20 protein-coding genes are annotated in these 21492 nt (G+C 52.6%); 12 read left to right on the top strand and 8 right to left on the bottom strand.

What is annotated here, in order from left to right; all coding sequences use genetic code 11:
• Nucleotides 1–178: 178 nt before the first annotated feature.
• Together FE845_RS17225 and FE845_RS17220 are read right to left on the bottom strand one after the other, a co-directional pair.
• A complete protein-coding gene (locus FE845_RS17225) occupies nt 179–676 on the bottom strand; it encodes a hypothetical protein (protein ID WP_200367436.1) in 498 nt (165 codons plus the stop codon).
• Nucleotides 677–1617: 941 nt separating this feature from the next.
• Entirely contained in the window at nt 1618–2043 is a 426-nt protein-coding gene (locus FE845_RS17220; protein ID WP_200367434.1) for an N-acetyltransferase, read from the bottom strand.
• A gap of 382 nt (nt 2044–2425) precedes the next feature.
• On the opposite strand from FE845_RS17220, the gene FE845_RS17215 reads away from it, so the two are divergent.
• On the top strand, nt 2426–2554 hold the full coding sequence (locus FE845_RS17215; protein ID WP_200367467.1) for a phage integrase N-terminal SAM-like domain-containing protein: 129 nt from the start codon (nt 2426–2428) through the stop codon (nt 2552–2554).
• A gap of 167 nt (nt 2555–2721) precedes the next feature.
• Here FE845_RS17215 and trxC read toward each other — a convergent pair whose 3' ends face one another.
• Genes trxC through FE845_RS17200 form a run of 3 tightly spaced genes read right to left on the bottom strand, consistent with a single transcriptional unit; the run spans nt 2722 to nt 6185 of the window.
• Complete coding sequence (gene trxC / locus FE845_RS17210) at nt 2722–3162, bottom strand: thioredoxin TrxC (RefSeq protein ID WP_200367432.1); 441 nt, start codon at nt 3160–3162, stop codon at nt 2722–2724.
• A 33-nt stretch (nt 3163–3195) separates the two neighbouring features.
• Complete coding sequence (locus tag FE845_RS17205) at nt 3196–3579, bottom strand: DUF2750 domain-containing protein (RefSeq protein WP_200367430.1); 384 nt, start codon at nt 3577–3579, stop codon at nt 3196–3198.
• 29 nt (nt 3580–3608) lie between these two features.
• Complete coding sequence (locus FE845_RS17200) at nt 3609–6185, bottom strand: DUF2339 domain-containing protein (RefSeq protein WP_200367428.1); 2577 nt, start codon at nt 6183–6185, stop codon at nt 3609–3611.
• Nucleotides 6186–6513: 328 nt separating this feature from the next.
• Here FE845_RS17200 and FE845_RS17195 point away from each other — a divergent pair, with 328 nt between their 5' ends.
• The 5 genes from FE845_RS17195 to FE845_RS17175 all read left to right on the top strand — a co-directional run bounded on the left by FE845_RS17195 (nt 6514) and on the right by FE845_RS17175 (nt 12719).
• Nucleotides 6514–7698: a thiamine pyrophosphate-dependent dehydrogenase E1 component subunit alpha gene (locus FE845_RS17195; protein WP_200367426.1), complete on the top strand. Its 1185-nt coding sequence runs from the start codon at nt 6514–6516 to the stop codon at nt 7696–7698.
• Nucleotide 7699: 1 nt separating this feature from the next.
• Nucleotides 7700–8677, top strand: a complete 978-nt coding sequence (locus FE845_RS17190; RefSeq protein WP_200367423.1) for an alpha-ketoacid dehydrogenase subunit beta — start codon at nt 7700–7702, stop codon at nt 8675–8677.
• A 26-nt stretch (nt 8678–8703) separates the two neighbouring features.
• Entirely contained in the window at nt 8704–9999 is a 1296-nt protein-coding gene (locus tag FE845_RS17185) for a 2-oxo acid dehydrogenase subunit E2 (protein WP_200367421.1), read from the top strand.
• A gap of 5 nt (nt 10000–10004) precedes the next feature.
• Complete coding sequence (locus tag FE845_RS17180) at nt 10005–11873, top strand: protein kinase domain-containing protein (protein ID WP_200367419.1); 1869 nt, start codon at nt 10005–10007, stop codon at nt 11871–11873.
• 90 nt (nt 11874–11963) lie between these two features.
• On the top strand, nt 11964–12719 hold the full coding sequence (locus FE845_RS17175; RefSeq protein ID WP_200367417.1) for a class I SAM-dependent DNA methyltransferase: 756 nt from the start codon (nt 11964–11966) through the stop codon (nt 12717–12719).
• On the opposite strand, the gene FE845_RS17170 is transcribed toward FE845_RS17175, so the two are convergent.
• Complete coding sequence (locus tag FE845_RS17170) at nt 12706–14562, bottom strand: Na/Pi cotransporter family protein (RefSeq protein WP_227714473.1); 1857 nt, start codon at nt 14560–14562, stop codon at nt 12706–12708. The genes FE845_RS17175 and FE845_RS17170 overlap by 14 nt on opposite strands.
• 139 nt (nt 14563–14701) lie before the next feature.
• Between FE845_RS17170 and FE845_RS17165 the strand changes: the two genes are divergently transcribed.
• Nucleotides 14702–15829, top strand: a complete 1128-nt coding sequence (locus FE845_RS17165) for a hypothetical protein (RefSeq protein WP_200367413.1) — start codon at nt 14702–14704, stop codon at nt 15827–15829.
• Between the two features lie 37 nt (nt 15830–15866).
• Nucleotides 15867–16724: a DUF72 domain-containing protein gene (locus FE845_RS17160; RefSeq protein WP_200367411.1), complete on the top strand. Its 858-nt coding sequence runs from the start codon at nt 15867–15869 to the stop codon at nt 16722–16724.
• Nucleotides 16725–16747: 23 nt separating this feature from the next.
• Here the strand turns inward: FE845_RS17160 and FE845_RS17155 are convergent, their stop codons facing one another.
• Nucleotides 16748–17542, bottom strand: coding sequence for an SDR family oxidoreductase (locus FE845_RS17155; protein ID WP_200367409.1), 795 nt, complete (start codon nt 17540–17542; stop codon nt 16748–16750).
• A 159-nt stretch (nt 17543–17701) separates the two neighbouring features.
• Here FE845_RS17155 and FE845_RS17150 point away from each other — a divergent pair, with 159 nt between their 5' ends.
• Together FE845_RS17150 and FE845_RS17145 are read left to right on the top strand one after the other, a co-directional pair.
• Nucleotides 17702–17845: a DUF3096 domain-containing protein gene (locus FE845_RS17150; RefSeq protein ID WP_072796477.1), complete on the top strand. Its 144-nt coding sequence runs from the start codon at nt 17702–17704 to the stop codon at nt 17843–17845.
• 454 nt (nt 17846–18299) lie between these two features.
• The gene (locus FE845_RS17145; protein ID WP_200367407.1) at nt 18300–18569 is read left to right on the top strand and encodes a ComEA family DNA-binding protein; all 270 of its coding nucleotides are present in this window, start codon (nt 18300–18302) and stop codon (nt 18567–18569) included.
• Nucleotides 18570–18730: 161 nt separating this feature from the next.
• Here the strand turns inward: FE845_RS17145 and gloA are convergent, their stop codons facing one another.
• Nucleotides 18731–19279 (bottom strand): lactoylglutathione lyase, encoded by a 549-nt coding sequence (gloA, locus tag FE845_RS17140; protein WP_200367404.1) that lies wholly within the window; start codon nt 19277–19279, stop codon nt 18731–18733.
• 193 nt (nt 19280–19472) lie between these two features.
• Here gloA and FE845_RS17135 point away from each other — a divergent pair, with 193 nt between their 5' ends.
• Together FE845_RS17135 and FE845_RS17130 are read left to right on the top strand one after the other, a co-directional pair.
• Entirely contained in the window at nt 19473–20135 is a 663-nt protein-coding gene (locus tag FE845_RS17135; protein ID WP_200367402.1) for a GntR family transcriptional regulator, read from the top strand.
• Between the two features lie 300 nt (nt 20136–20435).
• Nucleotides 20436–21458, top strand: coding sequence for a DUF6160 family protein (locus FE845_RS17130; protein WP_227714465.1), 1023 nt, complete (start codon nt 20436–20438; stop codon nt 21456–21458).
• The last annotated feature ends 34 nt before the right edge of the window (nt 21459–21492 follow it).

Here is a 21492-nt window from a genome sequence, read left to right as displayed (position 1 = left end):
CGACATAATCTGCAAACAGCAAATAGTCCTCTGACTTGCCATAGACAACAAAGTCATCAATCAATCCATTTGGCCGGAACATTTGCCTTGCTTCGATTCTCACGACTGTCTCACCTAACGCCCGCAGCACGGGCAAAATTGTAGCGCAGCGGAAATTTTGTCCCTGTGCCTGCGATTGTTAGGAGTCATCTTCACTGGCGCTGGCTCTCGTCAGCTGAATTGACACCACACTACTAGCCGATACCTGTATAGCTTCTACATAACCAAACCCATGAAAGGTTTTCCCTAAAATACGGGCAAGATAATGCTGCGCTGTACTCCACTCCGCGATTTCTACAGGGACAATATTCTGAGACTCCGCGACAAGTTTAGCTCCTTGTTGTAATGGCAACGGAGTGACAATAATAGCCCCGGCACCTCCAGTATCAAGAATTCGAAAAGCTAAACCCCCGAGAGATTCTTGGTTCAGTCGTTTAGCGGTGTATCGTCGGCACTCCAAGATAAGAAATCCACCCTCATCCAGACATGTTGCCGTTCCTTCGACATGCCATTTAGTGCCAGAGCTCCCAGGCAGCACAGCCTCACCGTCAACCGAAATAATTCCTAGCTCCGACGCGAAATGCTGCAGTATTTCTCTTGAAGCAGATTCGTAACGCTTCCAGACGGGTTGAGACATAAACGTGGCTCCTAACGCTCAGCTCACCGCGCAAATTTTAACTGTCACCTTTTGTGCGTCTTTTTGCACAAAAGGTGACAGTTAAAATTTGCGCGGTGGAGTTGCTTGTTATGCGTCATATCCACTTGACCTTAACTGAGTTGTTTTTAAACAGGAAGTCTTTAAGTTGAACAAATGAATTTGTTTCGTATTGCCCATTATTCATAAGAACTATTGGTTTGCTTAGAGAGCGAAAGTGAACCTCGATAACTTTGGGGAGTTTTAAATACACAATTGAGCACACCTCGTCTAGCGATAAACTCTGGATAGCTTTATTTTTTCGAATTATGGTGAGGGAGTCATTTATAAAAATGTAATTGCAAACAAATGAATCGTTAAATTTAAATAGATAATAAATACCTTTACAGCATATAGGAATCATGAAAAGCACAAGAAAAGCTAAGAATACTGCTTCCCAAGAAACCGGCCGCTGGGGAATTAAATAAGCAATGAAAAGAAAAGCGCCTAGTAATGCAATCATAATTACACCACCAAAGTACTTTAAGAAGTACCCAAATATTCCATATGAATACTCGATTCTCACAATTCCCTCCTACGCATACGCAATGGCTTTGCGGCGCACCGGAGCGCCAGCGTAGGTGCGTCCGACAGTCACTTGTTAATGGCCGGTTACCCGGCAGTTTATCCCTGGCACCCAAACCCGAATGCCCTCTGCAATGCAGCTTGCACCCAGCCTAGCCCATGGCGAAAAGAACCAGAACACGAAACCTAATGATTTTGCAGTGTTTTGCGGGGAGATGAGTTGGACGATGGTAAACATTTAAAAGCAACTCCCTGCTTTACTGACTGAATCCTTACGAGGCCTTGGCCATTAACGCCAAGCACAGCGGCGTGAGTTTACGAGCGTCCGGCGGCCAACGGCCGCATACTGCTGCGCCTTGTTACGAGTGATACTCCATGATGAGCTCAGGGTGCCCGGTATGCTCATCGATTTGCTCTCCAAGTACAGTGAATCCGTGTTTCTCATAGAACTTGATGCTAGGAGTATTTTCTTTGTAAACAGTGAGCTGCAACTTCTCTCGCCGGTTCTTCGCATCATCAATCAGGACTGAGCCCAACCCTTGGCCCTGTGATTTTGGTGTAACAAAGATCGCAGCGAGATTACTCTCATAGAGGCTATAGAACCCTGCAACTTCTCCCTGGGCTTCATACACAAGCGTCTCCGATGCCGGGATGTATACATCACGCATCTCGCTAATCTTCGTCTTCCAAAATGCAGATTCGATGAAATCATGGGCTTTAATCGATGCAGATAGCCAGATTGCCAAGATTTGATCAATATCGGCTTCCCGATAATCGCGAATCATTTGTTTACTCCCTAGTACTCGTAACAGCTAATTATACGAACGAGTTCGCATATCACTCATTCGCAAAACTCCATTCAAACATACTCAAAAGAAAAAGGTTTTATCAATAAAAACAGAATCTTGAGCATCAACCGCCAAGACTAGCGCCGGAGTTATACGCCCTCGCTCGGGTCGTTCGCGCTCTCGCTATGGGCGTATAACTCCGCCGTTCTTGCTCTTACTTTCAAACCTTATCAGATAGTTACAGCTATTTCTCATATGCCTTCTGGAGTTTTGCGAATGCGTTCGTATAACTCCGCTACGCCTAACGCTTTGACCTCAGTCGCAACCGGTATTCTTTGCTACATTCAGCTTTCAGCCATGGAGGTGCGGCTGTGCCTAAATCACCTTTCTGCAACCGGTTCGCACCGAAATTAGAGCCAAGCAGTACAGCTATCGAACCGAGAAAACCTATATCAGCCGGGTTCGCCAGTTCATTCTGTTTAATGACAGAAAGAGCGCCTCGGGGTGATAGGCAAACGCGCGGTTTAAGAGTTATCCCGTAAATCTGTGGATAACTTTGTGAAAAGGCGCGGGACAAGCCAGTTCAGGCCAGTTAAAACGGGCGTTCGACAAATATGACCGTTAACTGACCAGATTATTTACTGCTCAATCACATCCCGCGCTGAGCTACCCTTTTCAGCAGCCGTTACTCTGCAGCCATTGGTCGATTTGGCCCTTGTTCATGGCGCCACTTTGGCGAGCGAGCTCGCGGCCATTGCGGAACAAAATCAACGTAGGGATGCTGCGGATACTGTATTGCCCTGCCGGGCCGGGGTGCTCTTCCGTACTAAGCTTGGCAAAACGCACTTTGCCTTTCCAGCCACGCGCTGCCTGCTCAAACTGCGGCGCCATCATTTTGCAGGGGCCGCACCAGCTCGCCCAGAAATCCACCAGCACCGGCAAGTCGCTGCGGCCCGTGTGGGCTGCAAAGTTTTGCCCTGTAAGCTCAAGTACGCCCTCAGGCCACAATGGCTGTTTACAAGCACCGCAATGACCGCCCGATGCTAAACGGTCTGCAGGCACACGGTTAACCTTGTCACAGTGTGGACAAACCACATGTTTGAGATCGTCACTCATGCATCCACCTCACAATACACAAAGTTGATAGCGCTAGAAGCTGGACAGTTCATCTTGCAGGTCTTTTTTCAGCTCGCTCGCTTCGGTTATCCACAAGGTTTTGTCTGCACCCGGAAATACCCCCACCAACAACCCGTCTTTCGATAAACCCGACACCCACTTTTTGAAGAAGTCTGGCAGCGAAATGCTTTTCGGAGTCAGGTCGTCAGCTCCCTTGGCATATTCAGCCGCGAACTCCGAGCTGGGCCAAACCGGAAGGTGGGCCACGCCATCGTCTTCTGAAACAATGGATAGGAAGCGGCTATCGGAATTAACAAGGATCCAGATCTCCCGTTCTTCCAGAACAGCGCTTAGAAAGTAGTCGTATCTCTCTTCGCCATCCATTTCGAGTACGCTGGTTAACTGCTCATCACTCATAGTCTGGTTCTCTGTTTTATAAATTTAGCTTACGGAGCCTGAGTACTGGAACGCTGCGCTTTTCGGTACATCCATGCAAGGCCTAGCAGGGCGAGCCCCAACCCCATAAAGGCCGCAACGCGCCACAAACCTTGCAAGCCAGCCATATCGATAAGGAAAATTTTACCAATTACAATCCCCAACAAAGCCATGCCAGCCTTATACAAGATAATATGGGCACTCTTCGTGGAATAAACAGTGGAGTACAGAATTGCCACAATGGCGTAGACCATGCCGACTACGGAATAGGTATACAGCTCCCCCTCTGTTACGCCATGCCAAAGTTCGATATCGCTACCTTGCCAGAGCTGGCGAATTTGCAGAGCAGTGAATAGAAGAAACCCTGCCCCAGCCACACACATTGACCAGAGCTTGGGCGCAATCCGCGGGAACCGGCTGATAACAAGGGCCAAAAGTACCGGGCCACCAAAAGCAGGCAAGAGCATATTGAAGATGGGCGTGCTGCCAATGAAGCCGCCGCTCCACCACGGGTTATGCAAAGTGAGTAGCGTTAGATAGCTAACAACGGAAAGGGCCAGCAGAACCCATGAGAACAATCTGTAAAGCCAAGCCAATGACTGACTGGATTTTGCCCGGACCGCGTAAGTCACACTGAGCGCACCCCAAAGCAGGGTGTTCATGGTTGCTTCGGTCGGGCTGTACTCGTGAGCAAATATATCGCCATCGTACAACCAGTAACGCAGCTCTGCGCCCAGAAACAACACCAGCAAGTGCAGAGTGGCGCCTTCCAGCCAGGGGCGAATAGAATGGCCTTTCTCCGCAAGCCTTGTAGCCACAGCTGCCAGCAAAGTAGCGCCACCATAAGTCCAAAGCGACCAATGCACACTGGCATCATACCCCTGCAACCAGGGGTTGAAGGTAAGCCTTGCAACAACCAGAGCTAACACGCCTTTTAACATCAGGTACAGCTCAGGCATCTGATACCGTCTGGCCAGCCAAGTAAGGCTAACGAACTGAACCGATAAGGCCAGAGTGAGTGATGCCTCACGGAAGGCCATCACGGTCGCTAGTGAGTAACTTACGTGCGCTGCCATCAAGGCCCACACCACGCCGTTCCCATAACGGGCCTGCCCTTCCATCCGCCAGGCCAGAACGCCGTATACTGCGCCAAGCACCAAGGTGGCAACCGCCCATACAACCGATGTTTCGCCATAGCCTTGCAGCAACAACCAGCCAAGCACCAGCCATACCAGCGGCGAAAGCAGGGTCAACGAGGCCCAGCGTCGCTGGTCGGCATAGCGCCCCCAAAGCCAGAGGCCCAAACCAGTGGTGGTGATGGCGGCAGCAATCAGATAGCTGACAAAGCCAGCTTGCTGTGCCATGGGAATCTGCATCAGATAAAACAGATCGCCATCCATTCGACCCATATACAACAGCCAACCCGCAGCACTGGCTAACACGGCACCCCACGGCAAAAACCACAGCGTACTCCGGCTCTGAGGAATCAAATTTGCGGCAGGCAGAATAAGCAGCCAGCTCCAAAACGCCGGGTTATCACCAGATTGATGTGCAATCGAAATGCCCCAGATCGCCAATAGCGGCAGAAGTGCCTCGCGCAAACGTGAAGGGGCTGCCTGCTCTTGTCCCGGCAAAAACGCAAAAACAATAAACAAAGCGGTCAGATACACAGCCGTCGCCAGTTCAGTAGGTGCTGCAGCCACAGTGGCTGCCCACCAAAGCAAGGCCCCGGCCAGCGTGGCATACCAAAGCCAATCACGGAAAACGTAACGCATTAATAGCAACGAACTGATCGTAATCAGGAAGCTGTACGAGAGCACAAAGGCGACGCTGCCGTCCTCCCCACCTATAAGTAGAGGCACAATATAGGCGCCACTCAGCCCCATAATGGCCAGCAATGGGCCATGCACAAGTGCCAACGCCATGGTGGCCAAGGAGACAACCGCAAGCAGGATTAACCCGACAACCGGGCTGATTAACTGGTAATGGTGAACACCGGCGAGCAATGCGGCGTATAGCGTAATACTGCCCCCACCCGCCAAGGCGGCAAACACCTGATCTGTACTCACGTGCCGCCTGCGTAGATATTCCGCGCCAGAGTGCAGGGCAACGCCCGTAATTAGGGCAAGCAACAGTTGCTGCACAGGGCCAATCAGCCCGGCGTTAATGGAATGGCTAACCATAAAAATGCCAGCGAGCGCGACACTTAGGCCACCTAGCCAAACCATCCAGTTTTCTTTTAGGGCGGCCACCACAGGAGAAGACTCACGAGGCGCAACTGGGGTATGCGGCGTTGGTTCTGGTGTTTTTTCGGGTTCTGGCTCCTCAGGCTGACTCACTATCACTTCGGCTGGCTCAACAAAAACCGACGTCTGAGTGTCTTGCTCTTGGGCGCCTGAAGCCTGCCCTTGTTTAACATGCGAACGCAATTCGTTCAGCTCAAGGCCCAGCGAAGCAACCTCGGCCTTCAACGCATCGATACGAGCGTCTTGCTCATTCCGCTTTAGGAAAGCCAGAAGGCCTAGAGCAGAGCCCACAGGTATGGACAGTGCAAGTCCAACGCCAAGCAAAATAAGTATCGCTTCCAAATCCCTTTACCTTTTTTAAGAATCCCATCCGGTGTAATTCGAGCCGATAGCGCAGCTTGGCAGTCTAGCTTTTTCGGAGCAATAGCTCACCCAAAAAGGACACTACCCAAAAGCCGCACTTTACGTTAAGGTCAACATCGACCAATAAGACTCGGTTTTACCCAAACCGGAAAAATTGGCAGAAGGAGTCCGTTGCAACACCGGCAGGGTTGCATATTGCGTTCTATACTCTGGAAAAACACCGGCAGATAGGACAAAGCTCCACAATTTAACGAGGCCCTCACAAGGGGCATTCTGTTCCTCAAGCCATCACCCCAGGACGAGGATTATGACAACAACAAAATCCAAAACCGTTTATACCCCTGTTTTTACGGACGGTGCGGAATACCGCATACCGACCTTCAAACTTCTCAAGCAGGACGGCTCCCTCTACAAAGGCGGCAAAGCTCCTGACATTGATAAAGAAAAGGCTCTGCGAATTTACCACGCCATGGTTACCACCCGCGTGTTGGACGAGCGTATGCTGGGTGCTCAGCGCCAAGGCCGCCTCAGCTTCTACATGCAGTGCACCGGCGAAGAAGCTGCCATTATTGGTAGTACCGCAGCGCTCGACGATGCGGACATGATTATGGCGCAGTACCGTGAGCAAGGCGCGCTGGCCTATCGTGGCTTTACCATTGACGAGTTCATGAACCAGTTGTTCGGCAACGAGAAAGACTACGGCAAGGGCCGCCAGATGCCGGTTCACTATGGCTCCAGCAAGCTCAACTACATGACCATCTCATCTCCTCTGGCCACCCAGATTCCACAGGCTACCGGCTACGCCTATGGCCAAAAAATGGCCGGGGATGGGCATTGCACCATTGTCTACTTCGGTGAAGGCGCCGCTTCGGAAGGCGACTTCCACGCCGGCCTAAACATGGCCGCTGTACACCGCGTCCCCGCTATTTTCTTCTGTCGCAACAATGGCTATGCCATTTCCACCCCTGCTGACGAACAGTTTGCCGCCGATGGCATAGCGCCCCGGGGCTTTGGCTACAAAATGGACACTATTCGCGTAGACGGCAACGATATTCTGGCCGTTTATCAAGCCACTCAAGCCGCCCGCAAACTTGCCGTTGAAGAGAACCGCCCGGTTTTGATCGAAGCCATGTCTTACCGGTTGGCAGCCCATTCGTCATCGGATGACCCTTCGGGTTATCGCAGCAAAGACGAAGAAGCTGTGTGGCGCGAAAAAGACCCCATTCTGCGCATGCAAAACTGGCTCACCAAGAAAAAATGGTGGAGCGAGGGTGAAGAGAAAGAGCTGCAGGAACGCCTGCGCCGCGAAGTGCTCGAAACCATGAAACGGGCCCAGAAACTGCCACCGCCCCCACTGGAAACTCTGGTAACGGATGTTTACGACGAAGTGCCCCCGCTGCTGAACGCGCAGTTTGAAAAATTAAAGGCACACATTCGCAAATATCCCGATGAGTACCCCAAGTCGGCCATTCACGTTCAGGGAGGGGCATAACATGGCCAAGATGAACATGCTGCAAGCCATCAACGACGCCCTTGATCTGGCGATGGCTGCTAACGACAAAGTTTTGTGTTTTGGTGAAGATGTGGGCGTTTTTGGGGGCGTATTCCGCGCCACCAGCAACCTGCAACAAAAGTACGGCAAAGACCGCTGTTTCAACACGCCTCTGGTGGAACAAGGCATTATCGGTTTCGCTAACGGTCTGGCGGCCCAAGGCTCGTTCCCGGTCGCCGAAATTCAGTTTGCCGATTACATATTCCCCGCCTTCGACCAGATTGTTAACGAGTCTGCAAAGTTCCGGTACCGCTCGGGCAACCTGTTCAATGTGGGCAACCTGACGATCCGAACACCCTACGGCGGCGGCATAGCCGGTGGTTTGTATCACTCTCAGTCACCTGAAGCCTACTTCGCCCACACCCCCGGCTTGAAGATTGTGGTGCCACGCAACCCGCATCAGGCGAAAGGGCTGCTGCTGGCCTCCATCAACGACCCCAACCCCACCCTGTTCTTCGAGCCAAAGCGTCTGTACCGGGCTTCTGTTGGCGAAGTGCCTGAGGGTGAGTATCAACTGCCTCTGGGCGAAGCCGAGGTCCTCAAAGAAGGCACCGATGTAACGGTGCTGGGCTGGGGCGCGCAAATGGAAGTTATCGATAAAGCCGTCGAAATGGCCGAAAAAGAAGGCTTCTCCTGCGAAGTCATTGATCTGCGCACCATCCTGCCCTGGGATGTGGAAACCGTCGCTGAATCCGTACTTAAAACCGGGCGTTTGGTCATCACCCACGAAGCGCCCCTTACGGGAGGCTTTGCTGGCGAGATAGCCGCAACGATTCAGGAACGTTGTTTCCTCTATCTGGAATCGCCTATCGCACGGGTTACCGGGATGGATACCCCCTTCCCGCTGGTGCTTGAGAAAGAGCACTTCCCCAACCACCTGAAGGTCTATGAGGCCATTCGGGAAAGCGTCGAATTCTAAGCAGATATCCGGACAGGAGAACAATGATGAGCGATTTTATACTGCCCGATATCGGCGAAGGTATCGTGGAATGTGAACTGGTTAAATGGCTGGTGAGTGAAGGTGACCTGATCGAAGAGGATCAGCCCGTTGCAGAAGTGATGACCGACAAAGCGCTGGTGGAAATTCCAGCGCCCTATAAGGGCCGGGTTACCAAGCTGTACTGGAAAGAAGGCGACATAGCCAAAGTACACGCGCCGTTGTTTGAGTTGGTGGATGAGAGCGGTGAAAACTCGGATGGCCAGGCCAGCGCCGAAAGTAAAAGCGACGAGCCCGAGAAGGACCGCGAGTCTGGGAGCAGCCCTGAGCCGAAAAACAGCCCTGAGCCAAAACCCAGCCCAGAGTCTGCAGAGACACCTGCTACCATTCCCACAGCACGCCAAGACGGACAACGAATTCCCGCCAGCCCTGCGGTACGCCGCTTGGTGCGCGAGAATGAGCTGACGCTGTCGGATATCGAAGGCTCTGGCAAAGACGGCCGCGTGCTCAAAGCCGATGTCTTATCACACCTTGAGCAACCAGCCGCCGGGGCTTCATCAGCCTCAACAAGCAAGCCACAAAGACCGGAACAAAGCCAAGAGGTTCGCGTAGAACCCATCAAGGGTATGCAGGCTGTGATGGCCAAGCGCATGGTGGCGTCTGCATCCACCATTCCGCACTTCAACTTCAGCGAAGACATTGATGTGACGGAATTGTTGAACCTGCGCCAGCAGCTAAAACCGGAAGCCGAAGCCCGCGGCTCTCGGCTAACCTTGATGCCTTTTATTATGAAAGCCATCGCTCTCGCCGTGCGTGAGTACCCAATACTCAACAGCCAGATTAACGAGGATGTTACCGAAATCCATTACCAGCCGAGTTGTAACGTTGGGATGGCGGTAGACAGCAAAATCGGGCTACTCGTACCCAATGTTAAAAACGTAGGCCAGCTAACCTTGCTGGAAATTGCCGACGAGGTTACCCGCCTGACAGAAGCCGCACGGGAAGGTCGGGTCAGTCAGGCAGATCTCAAAGGCGGCACCATCACCATTTCCAACATTGGCGCATTGGGCGGCACCTATGCTTCGCCCATTATCAATGCGCCGGAAGTGGCGATCGTGGCCTTGGGGCGCACACAGAAGCTGCCGCGCTTTGATGCCAACGGTCAAGTGGTGGAGCGTTCCATCATGACTATCAGCTGGGCGGGAGATCATCGCATTATTGATGGCGGCACCATCGCTCGCTTCAATAACCTGTGGAAGAGCTACTTGGAATCACCGCAAACCATGCTTCTCCACATGGGCTAACCAGTATGGCGCCACCGGATTCATCATCGCCGCGACAGGCACAGCTGCAGCAGTTCTACATCCCGGAAGAGCAGTCCATTTACCTGCTCAGCCACGACGATGCGAGAAAGCTGAAAGATTGGGTTGAGCTATGCACAACCCAACTCAGGCAGATGGGCTACGCCGATGTTGCGATGATTGGCAAAGGCGCCTTTGGTTTTGTCTTTGCCGGTCGGCTGCCACTGGAGGGTGCGCGGGATCTTGAGCATGTATTCAAGTTCACCCGCATCACCCTGCCCCAGCATCTGCATGACCGGCTGGAAGACGAAGCCTATATTCTGGAGCAGGTAGAGCACCCTCGGGTACCTGCTCTGGTTGCCTACCACCGCGCAGGCAGCCAACCGATTCTGGTTATGGAGCGCGCACCCGGCTTTAATCTGGAGGAAGTCTCGTTGCGGGAGGGACGCCTGAGCCCACGCCTGATTATACGTATCGCCGACCAGTTGGCCGATATACTGCGTAATCTGCGACGCGAAACCGATAACGGACGTCGCCCGATTGTGCACGGGGATATCAAACCGTCCAATCTGGTGTTTGATGCTGAAACCGAAAACATCGCCCTGATCGACTGGGGTTCTTCAGTCTTTGCTCAACTGGACGCTAACCAACAGTTCCTTAGCCCCAGCGTGATGGAGCTGATGTCCGACAACCTGCAACAAACCAACGCTCGCCTGGGCGATGTGTACTTTATTGGTGAGGAGCAGCTTTACGGAGGGCTCTCATCGCCACGATTTGACGAACAAGGTGCGGCGGCCACTCTTTACGCGTTGGCGTCCGGGCAATCCTGCCGTTTCGGTCATCTGGCCATTCCTGCAACGTCGCTCGGCTTGCCCATGGAGTTTGCACGCATGCTAGACGGCATGCTGGATCCTGACCCTGCCCTGCGCATGCGAGCCGGTGATCATTACCTGAAAGAAATGCCGCGCATGGGGCGCACAGTGATGATCGACCTGCCGGAACCACCTCCTCCACAACTGGTGCCCATCTGGTTGCGAATCTCGAATCGTGAAATCGACACTGTTGTTTACAGCTCCCGAAAAGCGTTTTTGCGGCAGGAAGGCGCCGACGAGTCTCTGAATGATGTCAACGACGTGCAGCTCGACCGCTACTACAAAAACTTCATGCAGGGCATGGGGGACACTGAAAAAGCCTTTCTGGCTGCAGTGAGTCGGTTGGGCAGATACCCGGTAGAAGGCGGCCTTGCTGTGCGCTGGGAACCTGACGGTGTTTATGTGGACACCTCTTTAAATCTACATGATCCCGAACTCCGAACCGCCTTCACCACGGCTGTGAATAACATGGTTCACTTGGCTCAGGCAATCTACCGGCAGGGCATATTCAAAAGCTGCCTTTTCAATGCCCGGGACACTCTGCACATCGAACGAGACGAACAAGATCAACCATTCGTAGCGCCACCGGAAATGCGGCTGCCCTATCAAGTGAGCTCCGCACCGGAAGTAGAGGATCGCTCACGAGTGCATTCCTACTTTGAAGACGGGCCAGACCCGGAGGAATTCTTGGTGCTGCCGCAACCCATCATCAAATCCCTCGAAGCGCTCAACAGTATCCGCCACACCGGGATGATTATTTTCGAGGCTTTACCTCTTCACCTAAAAATACACAGCCAATACAGACTGCTGGACCCCGAGAAAGAAGATGAATTCCGCCAGCGGTTGGATGAAATTCTGGCGGCCGTAGATCAGATCACCGGGCTGGGCGTATCCGGCTTTATGAAAATGCCTTACAAAGACGCCCGCTTTTTCCCTTACATTGAACGGCTGCCAGAGCGCTACTACCCGAGAAATCCCCGGTTAGAAGCAGCAGAGACTCCCTAGATTTTATCCGCTTCGCAAATACTGCGGATTGGCTTAGAATGCGCCGCCATCCTCTCATACCCTTTTCCCCGCTAAATCCGTCAGGTCGCCATGCCCTCTAGCTATTTATATACAGACTTATCCGCTTATTACGACCTGATGTGTGCAGACATTAACTACCACGCGCAAAGTTACGGCGTTCGTAGGCTGCACCAGCTATTTGGCAATGAGGGTAATGCCCACCTAGATCTCGCCTGCGGAACGGGGCCTCACGTGCGCTATTTTATCGATTTCGGGTATCAGAGCAGCGGGCTGGACATAAACCAGCCTATGCTGGAGCAAGCAAAAACCCGGTGTCCGGAAGCGCAATTTACATTAGGGGATATGTGCGATTTTCAGGTTGATGAACCTTTGGATTTGATCACTTGCTTTCTGTATTCCATTCACTACAGTGCCACTATCGAACAACTGAAACAGTGTATTGTCAGCGCACATCGTGCACTCAAGCCTGGCGGCGTGTTTTGCTTCAATTCCGTCGATAAAACCAAAATTGATAACACTCTGGCGGAACGGCACGACCTAACCCGAGAAGATAGCTTTTTCACCTTCCGCTCTGCATGGCATTACTGTGGTGACGGGGAGCAGCAAAGCCTTAAACTCAGTATCACAAAAACCACCGATGGCATCACTCAGTCATGGGACGACGAACATCCTATGGTGGCGGTGAGCTTCGAAGACCTGGCAAGCCTTTTACAACCCTACTTTGATGTCCATATTCTTGAGCACGACTACGAAAAGATCATGCCGTGGGACAAGTCATCCGGAAATGCGATTTTTGTGTGTGTAAAAACACTCACGCCCGGATAAGCGGAGAATCGTCATCGTCGCTTCCTAACCGGCGCACTTCACGTAGCAGCTCATCACCATCCGCAAGCCCCAACTGCAGCACGTTGCGGAAGCTTTGGGTTATGCGAACGGAGTACCCGAGATCGTGCATTAACGAGCTGGCCTGCAGGTTGTTCAGCTCGCCTTTGCGCACATCGCTGAAGATTTGGTGTCGGAAGCCGGAATCAAACTTTACAGCTTCGCTGTCTACCCAGTCCAAACGGTTGCGCCACGCGTCGTCTGGCACTTCCAGCCTACTGACTTCACGCACTTGTCTTAGCACCCACAGCAGGTGACGGCGTAGTTCCATGTAGTGCTCATGGGCAAGCGAGCGTTCATCCCGTAGATAACGTCCCAGATTTTTCTGCAGCGCTTTTGCGTCTTTCACTGCGTCCACCAACTGTAATGCCGCCATCTGGCAGGTCATCCAAAATTGCTGGTGGTCCTCATCCTTGGTGGTGTCCAGACGGCTCATAAAACCCAAGAGGTCGGAATACACAACTTTGATATGGCGCCGATATAAATCCTCTGTATCCAAGCCTTCGGTATCATCGGGTCTCGCATTCAGCCGTGCTTCATCCACCTCTCGCGAAATCAGCTGCTCGACTGGCTGATAAAGCGCATGGCAAATCACCTCAAGGCTCAACCGACCAAGGTGTTGCAACTCCTGAACCACCGCCCGGGAAGCCGTGTCGACGGAGGCCAGCGCCGCCTCGTTTAGGTATCGCGCGTGGCTCTCGGGCAACACTCGCTGTTCCACAAGGTTGCGAGGGCCGGTGGTTGCGTCTGTGATTAATACAGCTGGCTCTGTGCGATCTGGCAACACCCGGCGCAACCCCCGCTCCAGCTGTGTCTGCCAAGGCCAGAACAGCAGCACACCAATTCCGTTGAATAGGGTTTGGAACATGGCCAGTTGCAACAGCGTGTTATCGCCTGCACCAAACACGCTCATCAGGGCCTGAGAAACCCAAGTAAGGGGCGACAGCAACAAGAAGGTAACTAGCCCCGTAAGAATGTTGAATAATGCATGCACAAGCGCCAACCGCTGCCCACTGCGATTACCGCCCAGCCAACCAACGAATGCCGTGGTTACACTGCTACCTATATTGCCGCCAATGGCAATGGCAATACCCTGCCAAAGCTCTATCTGGCCGCCAGCCAACGCGGCCAAAACTAACATCAAGGTGGCGTGACTAGACTGCAGAATCGCTGTTAAAACCAGACCAACTGCAACAAAACTGAGCTGGACCATGAAGCTGCTATCCATAGGCCCGGCCAGATCAATCACACTACCAAACTCGGTGAAGCCGCTTTTTATTTGATCGATGCCCAAAAATATAAAAGCGATGCCCAGCACAATACGGCCAAAAGCCTTGCCCTTTGGAGAGTTGAAACCGGCAAGAACACCGAACACAAGTAACGGCAGGGCCAGTGGGCTCAGGCTAAAATTCTGGCCGGCGGCCGCAAGTAACCAGATGCCTCCACTGGTGCCCAGGTTGATGCCCAATAGAATTGAGATACCACCTGCTAAATGAATCAACCCGGTGCTGATAAATGCAATGGTCAACAAAGACATCAGGGTGGTTGATTGCAGAATCATGGTGCCGCCTACACCAAACATCAGCCCTTTCAGTGGCGTTGCTGTGCTGCGCTCCAACAATTGCTCAAGCCGACTTCCTGCAAGCTCTTTCAAGCCTTCTTCAAGGCATTGCATCCCAAACAGGAACAAAGCCAAGCCCGCACACAGCTGCAACCACCCTGCGCTGTACCAGAAACTGACCGACAATACCGCCAGTGCCAGCACTGGCAGAACAAACGATTTCATTCTAGCCATTTACGCAGAACCCGAAATTGATGCCATCGTGGCCGCAGTTGGGTAACGATAGCGGAAACGGAACAAATCCAACTTTCTCAGTTCGCGCTAGACTGGTGGTTATGAATAATCGATCCGCACGGGTGACCATTTGAAAAAGCTACTCCTGATTTGTGCAGCCGCCCTTCTGTTAGCAGCTGTTTTTAGCACTATAGCCCAGCCGGTCCCTATTGAGCACAAGCTGATTAACATTCACGCCCGTGATGTGCTCGGTGACTTCCCGGACATAGAGCAAGAGTCCGTCGAGATTCAAGCGATACTGCTCGATATGTCGGATGACCCCTTGCTGCTACTGAAAGCGCAAGCTGCGTTTATGCGCTTCCCAAACATGGCTAGAGCGCTGTTTCCGCTTTACGCTTCCGAGCCCGAGTTTCAGGATATTCTGCGGCGCTATGGCGAGGAGGTTTTGCCGCCCATTCAGCATTTCGTAAACCAGCCTATTAGCACTATTGAGTGGATGAACACGGCTTCTCGTAAGTATCAAGCCGCCAAACGTTTTCTTACCGGCCTCCCGGAGGCATCTGAGCCAGACAACAAACAACCCAACGAACGCAGCAACCTGTCACCGGAAGAGCGAGGCTGGTACGCAGTCAATTTTATTCAAAGCGAAGGCCACGATTTTCTGGGTCAGTTTGTTGTGGACAGCCAGGGCACAACCCAATGGATTGGAACAGAACGGGTACTAGAAGGGTTAAACCAGTTTTTCGCCAGCGGCATTCGTGATTTGGAACGCAACTACCGCTCTGGAAAAGAGGTTACCGCAGGCGATATTGGCTGGGCCTCGGTGGATATCTTAGTCTTTGCCAGTGCAGTGAAAGTGCTTCAGGTAGGGCGGGCCACTGCAGTTGCCACCAAGGGTGCAAGCCGGGGTACTCGCTCCGCTGCCCTGGCTGCGAGGGTGACCCGCAGCGGAAAACTGGCTCTGCGCAGCGCCCGATACGCCAAGTGGCCCTTGTTTATTGGCGCAGGCTACCTTGTTGTTACCCACCCAAGCCTTATCAATGACTTATTTGCCGGCGTGGCAGAGGTGCTTGGCTACCCAGTAGCCGCCGTTCAATTTTTGGGGTGGCTGCTATTGCTTATCCCTGTACTGTACATCGGCAGTTGGCTGTTGTGGCTACTGGCCCCGCTATTGATGGCGTTACTCCACGCCTTAAGTCATCTTGTGGCAACCCTGAGCGGCAGGCGGCATCGGCATTCCGGATACGGTAAGCTATAGCGCATACATAACACCCTACTATCCGGAACCGCTGACAATGGCACTGCCCTACTTTCTTGGCTGCCCTCAATGGCAACACCCAGCATGGGGTAACCTGCTACCACCGGGCGAAAGCCCGCTGGGCCGTTACAGCCAGGTGTTTAACTGTGTTGAAGGCAACACAACGTTTTATGCGACACCCAGCCAGGAACAGTGCCGGCAATGGCGTGCGCAGGTGCCAGACAATTTTCGCTTTCTACTAAAATTCCCTCGTCAGATTACTCACGACCGCCTACTGTCTGGCGTGGACGCAAGCGTGCGCGACTTTCTGGACATTGTTGCCCCCTTGAAAGACGTGCTCGGCCCATTCCTCCTGCAACTCCCTGCGGCATTTGGACCAAGGCACCTGAACAACCTATGGGACTTTATCGACGCCCTGCCAGCACCACTGGAATGTGCAGTTGAGGTACGCCACAAGGCTTTTTTCAGCAAAGGGGATGTTGAAAAAGCACTAAACCGTGGCCTTCGTGAGCGCAGAGTCGCACGGGTATGCATGGATACACGTGCTTTATTTTCGGCGTTGCCAGATGCGACGCCAGATAAAGACATCACTATTGAAGCACAGCGCAAAAAGCCAAGAGTGCCGGTGCACTTGCTTCCCGGTGATGCAGCCCCGGTTATCCGCTACATTGGGCACCCAGATCTAGAAAGTAACCGCCGCTATCTGGCACCTTGGGTTGAACGCATTGCCACTTGGGTTGAAGAAGGTCGGCGGCCCTATTTCTTTTTACACATGCCGGACATAGGTGATGCGCTCGCACTGACCGAGCTCTGGACGAGGCTTATCAGGGAGCGGGTGGACGGGTTGGAAGCACTAAGCTTTAGCGAAAAACAGCCCCAAATGGGACTGTTCTAAAACTGCGTTCCAAACCGGATAGCTTATTTGGATGCCCTGGCAAGACGGAACAACATTTCCGGCGACAAACGCTTAACCCAAAGCGCCGCCATTTCCTTGCCTTTACCCACCGGGATCTCACGTTTTTTGCTGTTCAAAGCCTTCACCACCACGTCTGCACACTCACTCACATCCATTCCGCCTGCGATATTTTCATCTTCTTCGCCGAAAGTCTGGCCATCACCTGTTAGCGCATTCCGGGAGATATCCGTGCGAATAAAGCCGGGCACGATGGTTGATACATGCACTCCCTGCCCTTCCACTTCGGTGCGCAAAGCATCGAAGAAGCCCATAACCGCATGCTTGGCGGCGCAGTAGCCGGTACGTGTTGGTGCGCCGACCTTGCCCGCTACGCTGGCGGTTACGGCAATATGACCAGTACCCCGCTCAAGCATGTGGGGCAGAACAGCTTTGGTCAGGGCAATCTGTCCCATCACATCCACCTCCATCAATTGGCGGTAGACCGACATATCTGTATCCACACACAAGGACCGCTGGGAGAGACCGGCGTTGTTGATCAACAAATCAATTCCACCGAACTGGTCGAGCACTGTCTGTACTGCACCCGGCAAAGCCTCCCAATCTGTAACGTCCAGAGGCAAAACCAGCACCTGATCCGCGCTGAGGCCCTTATTGCGGCAACGCTCGGCTACACGCTCCAGTTCACTTTGCCTGCGGGCGGAAAGAACAAGGCGGGCACCCTCCTGAGCAAAACGGGCGGCCAAGGCTTCGCCAATACCTGCGGATGCGCCGGTTATCCAGATAGTTCTATCAGTCATTACCAATTACTCCAGAAAGGTGAACTAAAGGCTAAATCGAACATTTATTAGCCTAACGGATACGCCCGTCAACACGCCCCCCCATAAAGGGAGTTGCTGCCCTACGCATTCAGTGCCAAGATTTCTTTCGTTTTTCAAAAATGATCGCTGAGGAAACTTATGACACTTCACCTAGAACTCGCACCCCTTATTAGCTTGGGCGCAGGCATTGGCATTCTGGTATTCCCGCGCTTGCTCAACTATATCGTTGCAGGCTACCTGATTACCCTTGGTGTTTTAGGGCTGCTCGGGCACTCACTATAACCTATCGCTTTCGTCGACAGGGTTCGAGCGCACGCCCCCTGTAGGAGATATCTCACAAGCCAGTGAGTCAATCTCCGGTATCCCACAAATTCGCTCCCGCTAGAATAGGTGGTGTCAGGGATGACAAGCCAGCACGGAATGTTGGCACAGGGATGACTGCTCTACGGAACCGGAGCTATCAAAGGGATTTGGAGCAGCCCGAAGGATATGGGCTTTCAAGGATGATCAAGGATGAAGCGCTTAGGAAGAGTGCAGCCTAAAGGAATAGGCGGGGGTTCACGGAACACAGGACTACATGGAGTGTAGTCCTTGCCCGTGCACTGTTTTTTCAGCGTTATTCTGCCAATTCCCTTCGCACTTTTTCTCTCCCGAAAAACCTGAGCAACCTATTCCTGCTGTATTGCACCCTGACTCATAGCCATAACGATGCACGTTAGACTCAGGAGTCACTTACATGAAGCACACATCTTTTTTCGCCACACTCGTATTACTGTTCACCTTGGCAAGTGGGTTTGCCTTTGCAGAGCAACCAACTATCAATATCAACAGCGCAGATGCAGCAACTTTGGCAAGCCTTGATGGTATTGGCAGCAGCAAAGCAGAGGCCATCATTGCTTATCGCAAAGCCAACGGCCCTTTCAAAACGCCAGAGGGGCTGGCCAATGTGAAAGGTATAGGCGCTCGCACGGTTGAGAAAAACGCTGAGCGTTTAACTGTGAAGTAACTTGCGAGATTAATACTTTAAAGCCCAAGGGACGGCGGCTTGCGGCCGCCGGTCTTTCAGACCTATTCGCAAACTCGCCTCCACCCTACTGTAGGCCGACCAACGGTGATGCATCTAACATTCTATGAAAGCAACTAATCGACACCGGCGCATCCGTATGATCAGCTGTTTTTGCGCTGTTTCTCCAGCATATTCGGCTGCAGAATTTCAATCCAGTAACCATCTGGATCCTTAATAAACGCCAAGCCTTTCATTTTGCCGTCATCCGGCTTCTTTACGAACTCAATGTCTAATTTCTCAAAACGCTCGCAGGCGGTGTACACATCGGGTACCGCTATCCCGATATGACCAAAACCTTGAGGCTCATCGTTACCATTGTGGTAAGCGAAGTCATCGTCGTTTTCTGTACCCCAGTTATGAGTCAGTTCCAACATGGCTTCACGCCCAAAGGTGTAGGTGGTTCGGTGCGCATCGTCTGTTGGCACATACCCGGCTTGCCGGTCATCAAGGTAGCCAAGAAAATACAACGTAAACTTCATTTCGGGGAAGTCCAGCTTGCGCACCAACCGCATCCCCATTACACGCGTGTAGAAATCCATGGAGCGTTCGGGATCTTTGATTCGCAACATGGTTTGGTTAAATACATAACCTTCCGTTTCTGGAACCGGTTCTTCGTATAGGCCGGGGGCTTGCTCAAAGTGCTTGGGCATGGGATTTCCCTTTTTACATTTCAAATTTAGTGTCTATAGGTGTGGGCGTTGCGGCCAAATTTCAAGGTGCTGATCTACGATGGTCGACTAATGGGCAAGCCGCGGGGGTGTGATAAACTCCACGTATATTCTCCTGCTGAAGCAGGGCCGACCCATGGCCTGCCGGCTCTCAAAACCAGTTCAGAGAACCTTTATGGATTTCAAGGTGCCTAATACCCTGGCGGAACAAATCGCCAATTATCTGGCAGAACGGATTATGACCGGGCAAATTCAGCCAGGTAAGCGCATTCAGGAGGCCACGCTGGCCACTGAACTTAAAGTCAGCCGAGCCTCGGTGAAAGAGGCGCTGTACACTCTTGAGCGCTGGCATTTAGTCGAGATCACGCCGCGCAAAGGTGCTGCCGCATCAAAGCTGGACGCCAACCACGCTTCGGAGCTGTACGACGTTTACATGCATCTGTTGATGATGCTTGCAGCAAGGCTATGTGAGCGCTGGCAGGACAGCGACCGAGAGCGCATGTTGGCAGTGGTAGCCAGCGCGGTGGAGCAAATGCGGAAACCTTCGGCAGATATTACGGCCGTGGTTGAAGCCAGCTTTGAGGTGATGGAGGCGTGCTGCGATTTGGTGGGCAATCCCTACCTCACCGAAGCGCTTTCTAATTTCAAACCGGCGGTGAGTCGCGCTTACTATTTGAGCGCTGAGCGCTATCGCCATGGGCTGGCTGAGACGAGTGATTTTTTCACACGCCTCCCGCAGGCTGTGTTGGCGCGAGATGTCGCGCAAGCCCAAGCTTTAATTGAGGCTTTTGCGGAGCATCAGAAGAGAATGATTCAAAGAGCGTTACCCTCTACCTAAAGTCTGCAAACCAGTCGGCATGCCAATTCAAAACACGCTGTGAATACCTCCCTGTACGCTCGGCTCCGCCATCCATGGCTCCGCACGGTTTTGAATTGGCATGCCGACTGGTTTGCTCAAGCTAGTTTATAGATCCTCAACTGTGACTAAGCTCACAGACACATCGCGATTTCCCACCTATCGTAACAACATGTAACACAACTCTATTTCTGCTGCATTGGTTACGCTGTCCCCTGCGGCCAGAGAGCTTGGTTAAGGCTCTCTACCAACAAAAACAAATAGTCCAAAATCGGGGCCATCATGATTAAGCCGCACACCCTTCGCTGCACGGCACGAACATCAACGCTTTCCCTTTGGGTGCTTGCACTCTCGCTGCCTACCACGGCCATGGCGGAATTCCAGCCGCTGGATGATGGTACGCTTTCAGGGGTAACCGGTCAGGCCGGTGTGACCATTGAGCTGGAAACCAAAATCAATATCGATCGCCTAGCCTGGACAGATGAAGGCACGCTGAGCGTGAACGATATGCGGCTTTCTGGTCATAACGATACGGTTTTGGACAACCTGAAGCTGACCGTTGATATAGCGGGTACCGGTGAGGTACTTGAGCATGGTTTTTCAGAAATTGCCCGGCGAGCAGATGCTGGGCTTCTGAGCACTAGCAATGCGGATGTTGCAGATGCCCTAGCAAAGTATTCCATGGGTAGTGAGTTCGGTAAGCAGTTCAATAGTGGCGATTTGGTTATCCATCTGGGTGCAACCGATTATGGTGACCCAACCAGCCTAACTGACTACCTACAAGCGGTGGATTTCGAGTTAGAGGTTGGCAGTATTACCACCACCGGTTCTGAAGGCTCGGCGACTCTGTTTTCTGATGTGTTGCTGCAAGGTTATGTAGGCCCAACAGACCTGGTCATTCGCAACGCGGGCGGTTCTAGCAAAACCCTTAGCAATGGAAATGTCGTTTCCGGGGCCGAACTGCAGTTGGACACTCACTTCGAAGTCACTGATGGCAGCCTGAACTGGGATGCCGCAGATGTGATCCTGCTGTTCAATTTTGCAGCGGTGGGTATTGAAGGGTTACAAATTCATAACCGCCGGGGCGATGATACTTTGGGCCACTTCGGAATGGCCAGTGCTACGGCAAAACTGTCCCGGGGTACAGGGTCGGTTTCCGGCAAAGAAGGCCTTTCAATTCATGAAGTTGAATTCCGGGCAGACATAGATATGCCCGTGTTCAAAGTAGGCCAGGTCAGCATTGGCAGCGTTCAGTTCACAGACTTCGCCATTACCGATACCACCATGATGGTTTATGGTCACTAGAGTCCTGTAAACTGCCCGTCTCTTTTTGACGGGC

It is taken from the genome of Marinobacter sp. 1-4A (assembly GCF_016597725.1).
GTDB lineage: Bacteria > Pseudomonadota > Gammaproteobacteria > Pseudomonadales > Oleiphilaceae > Marinobacter.
The sequence above is the reverse complement of the archived record's forward strand: the minus strand, read 5'-3'. Positions and strand labels throughout refer to the sequence as shown.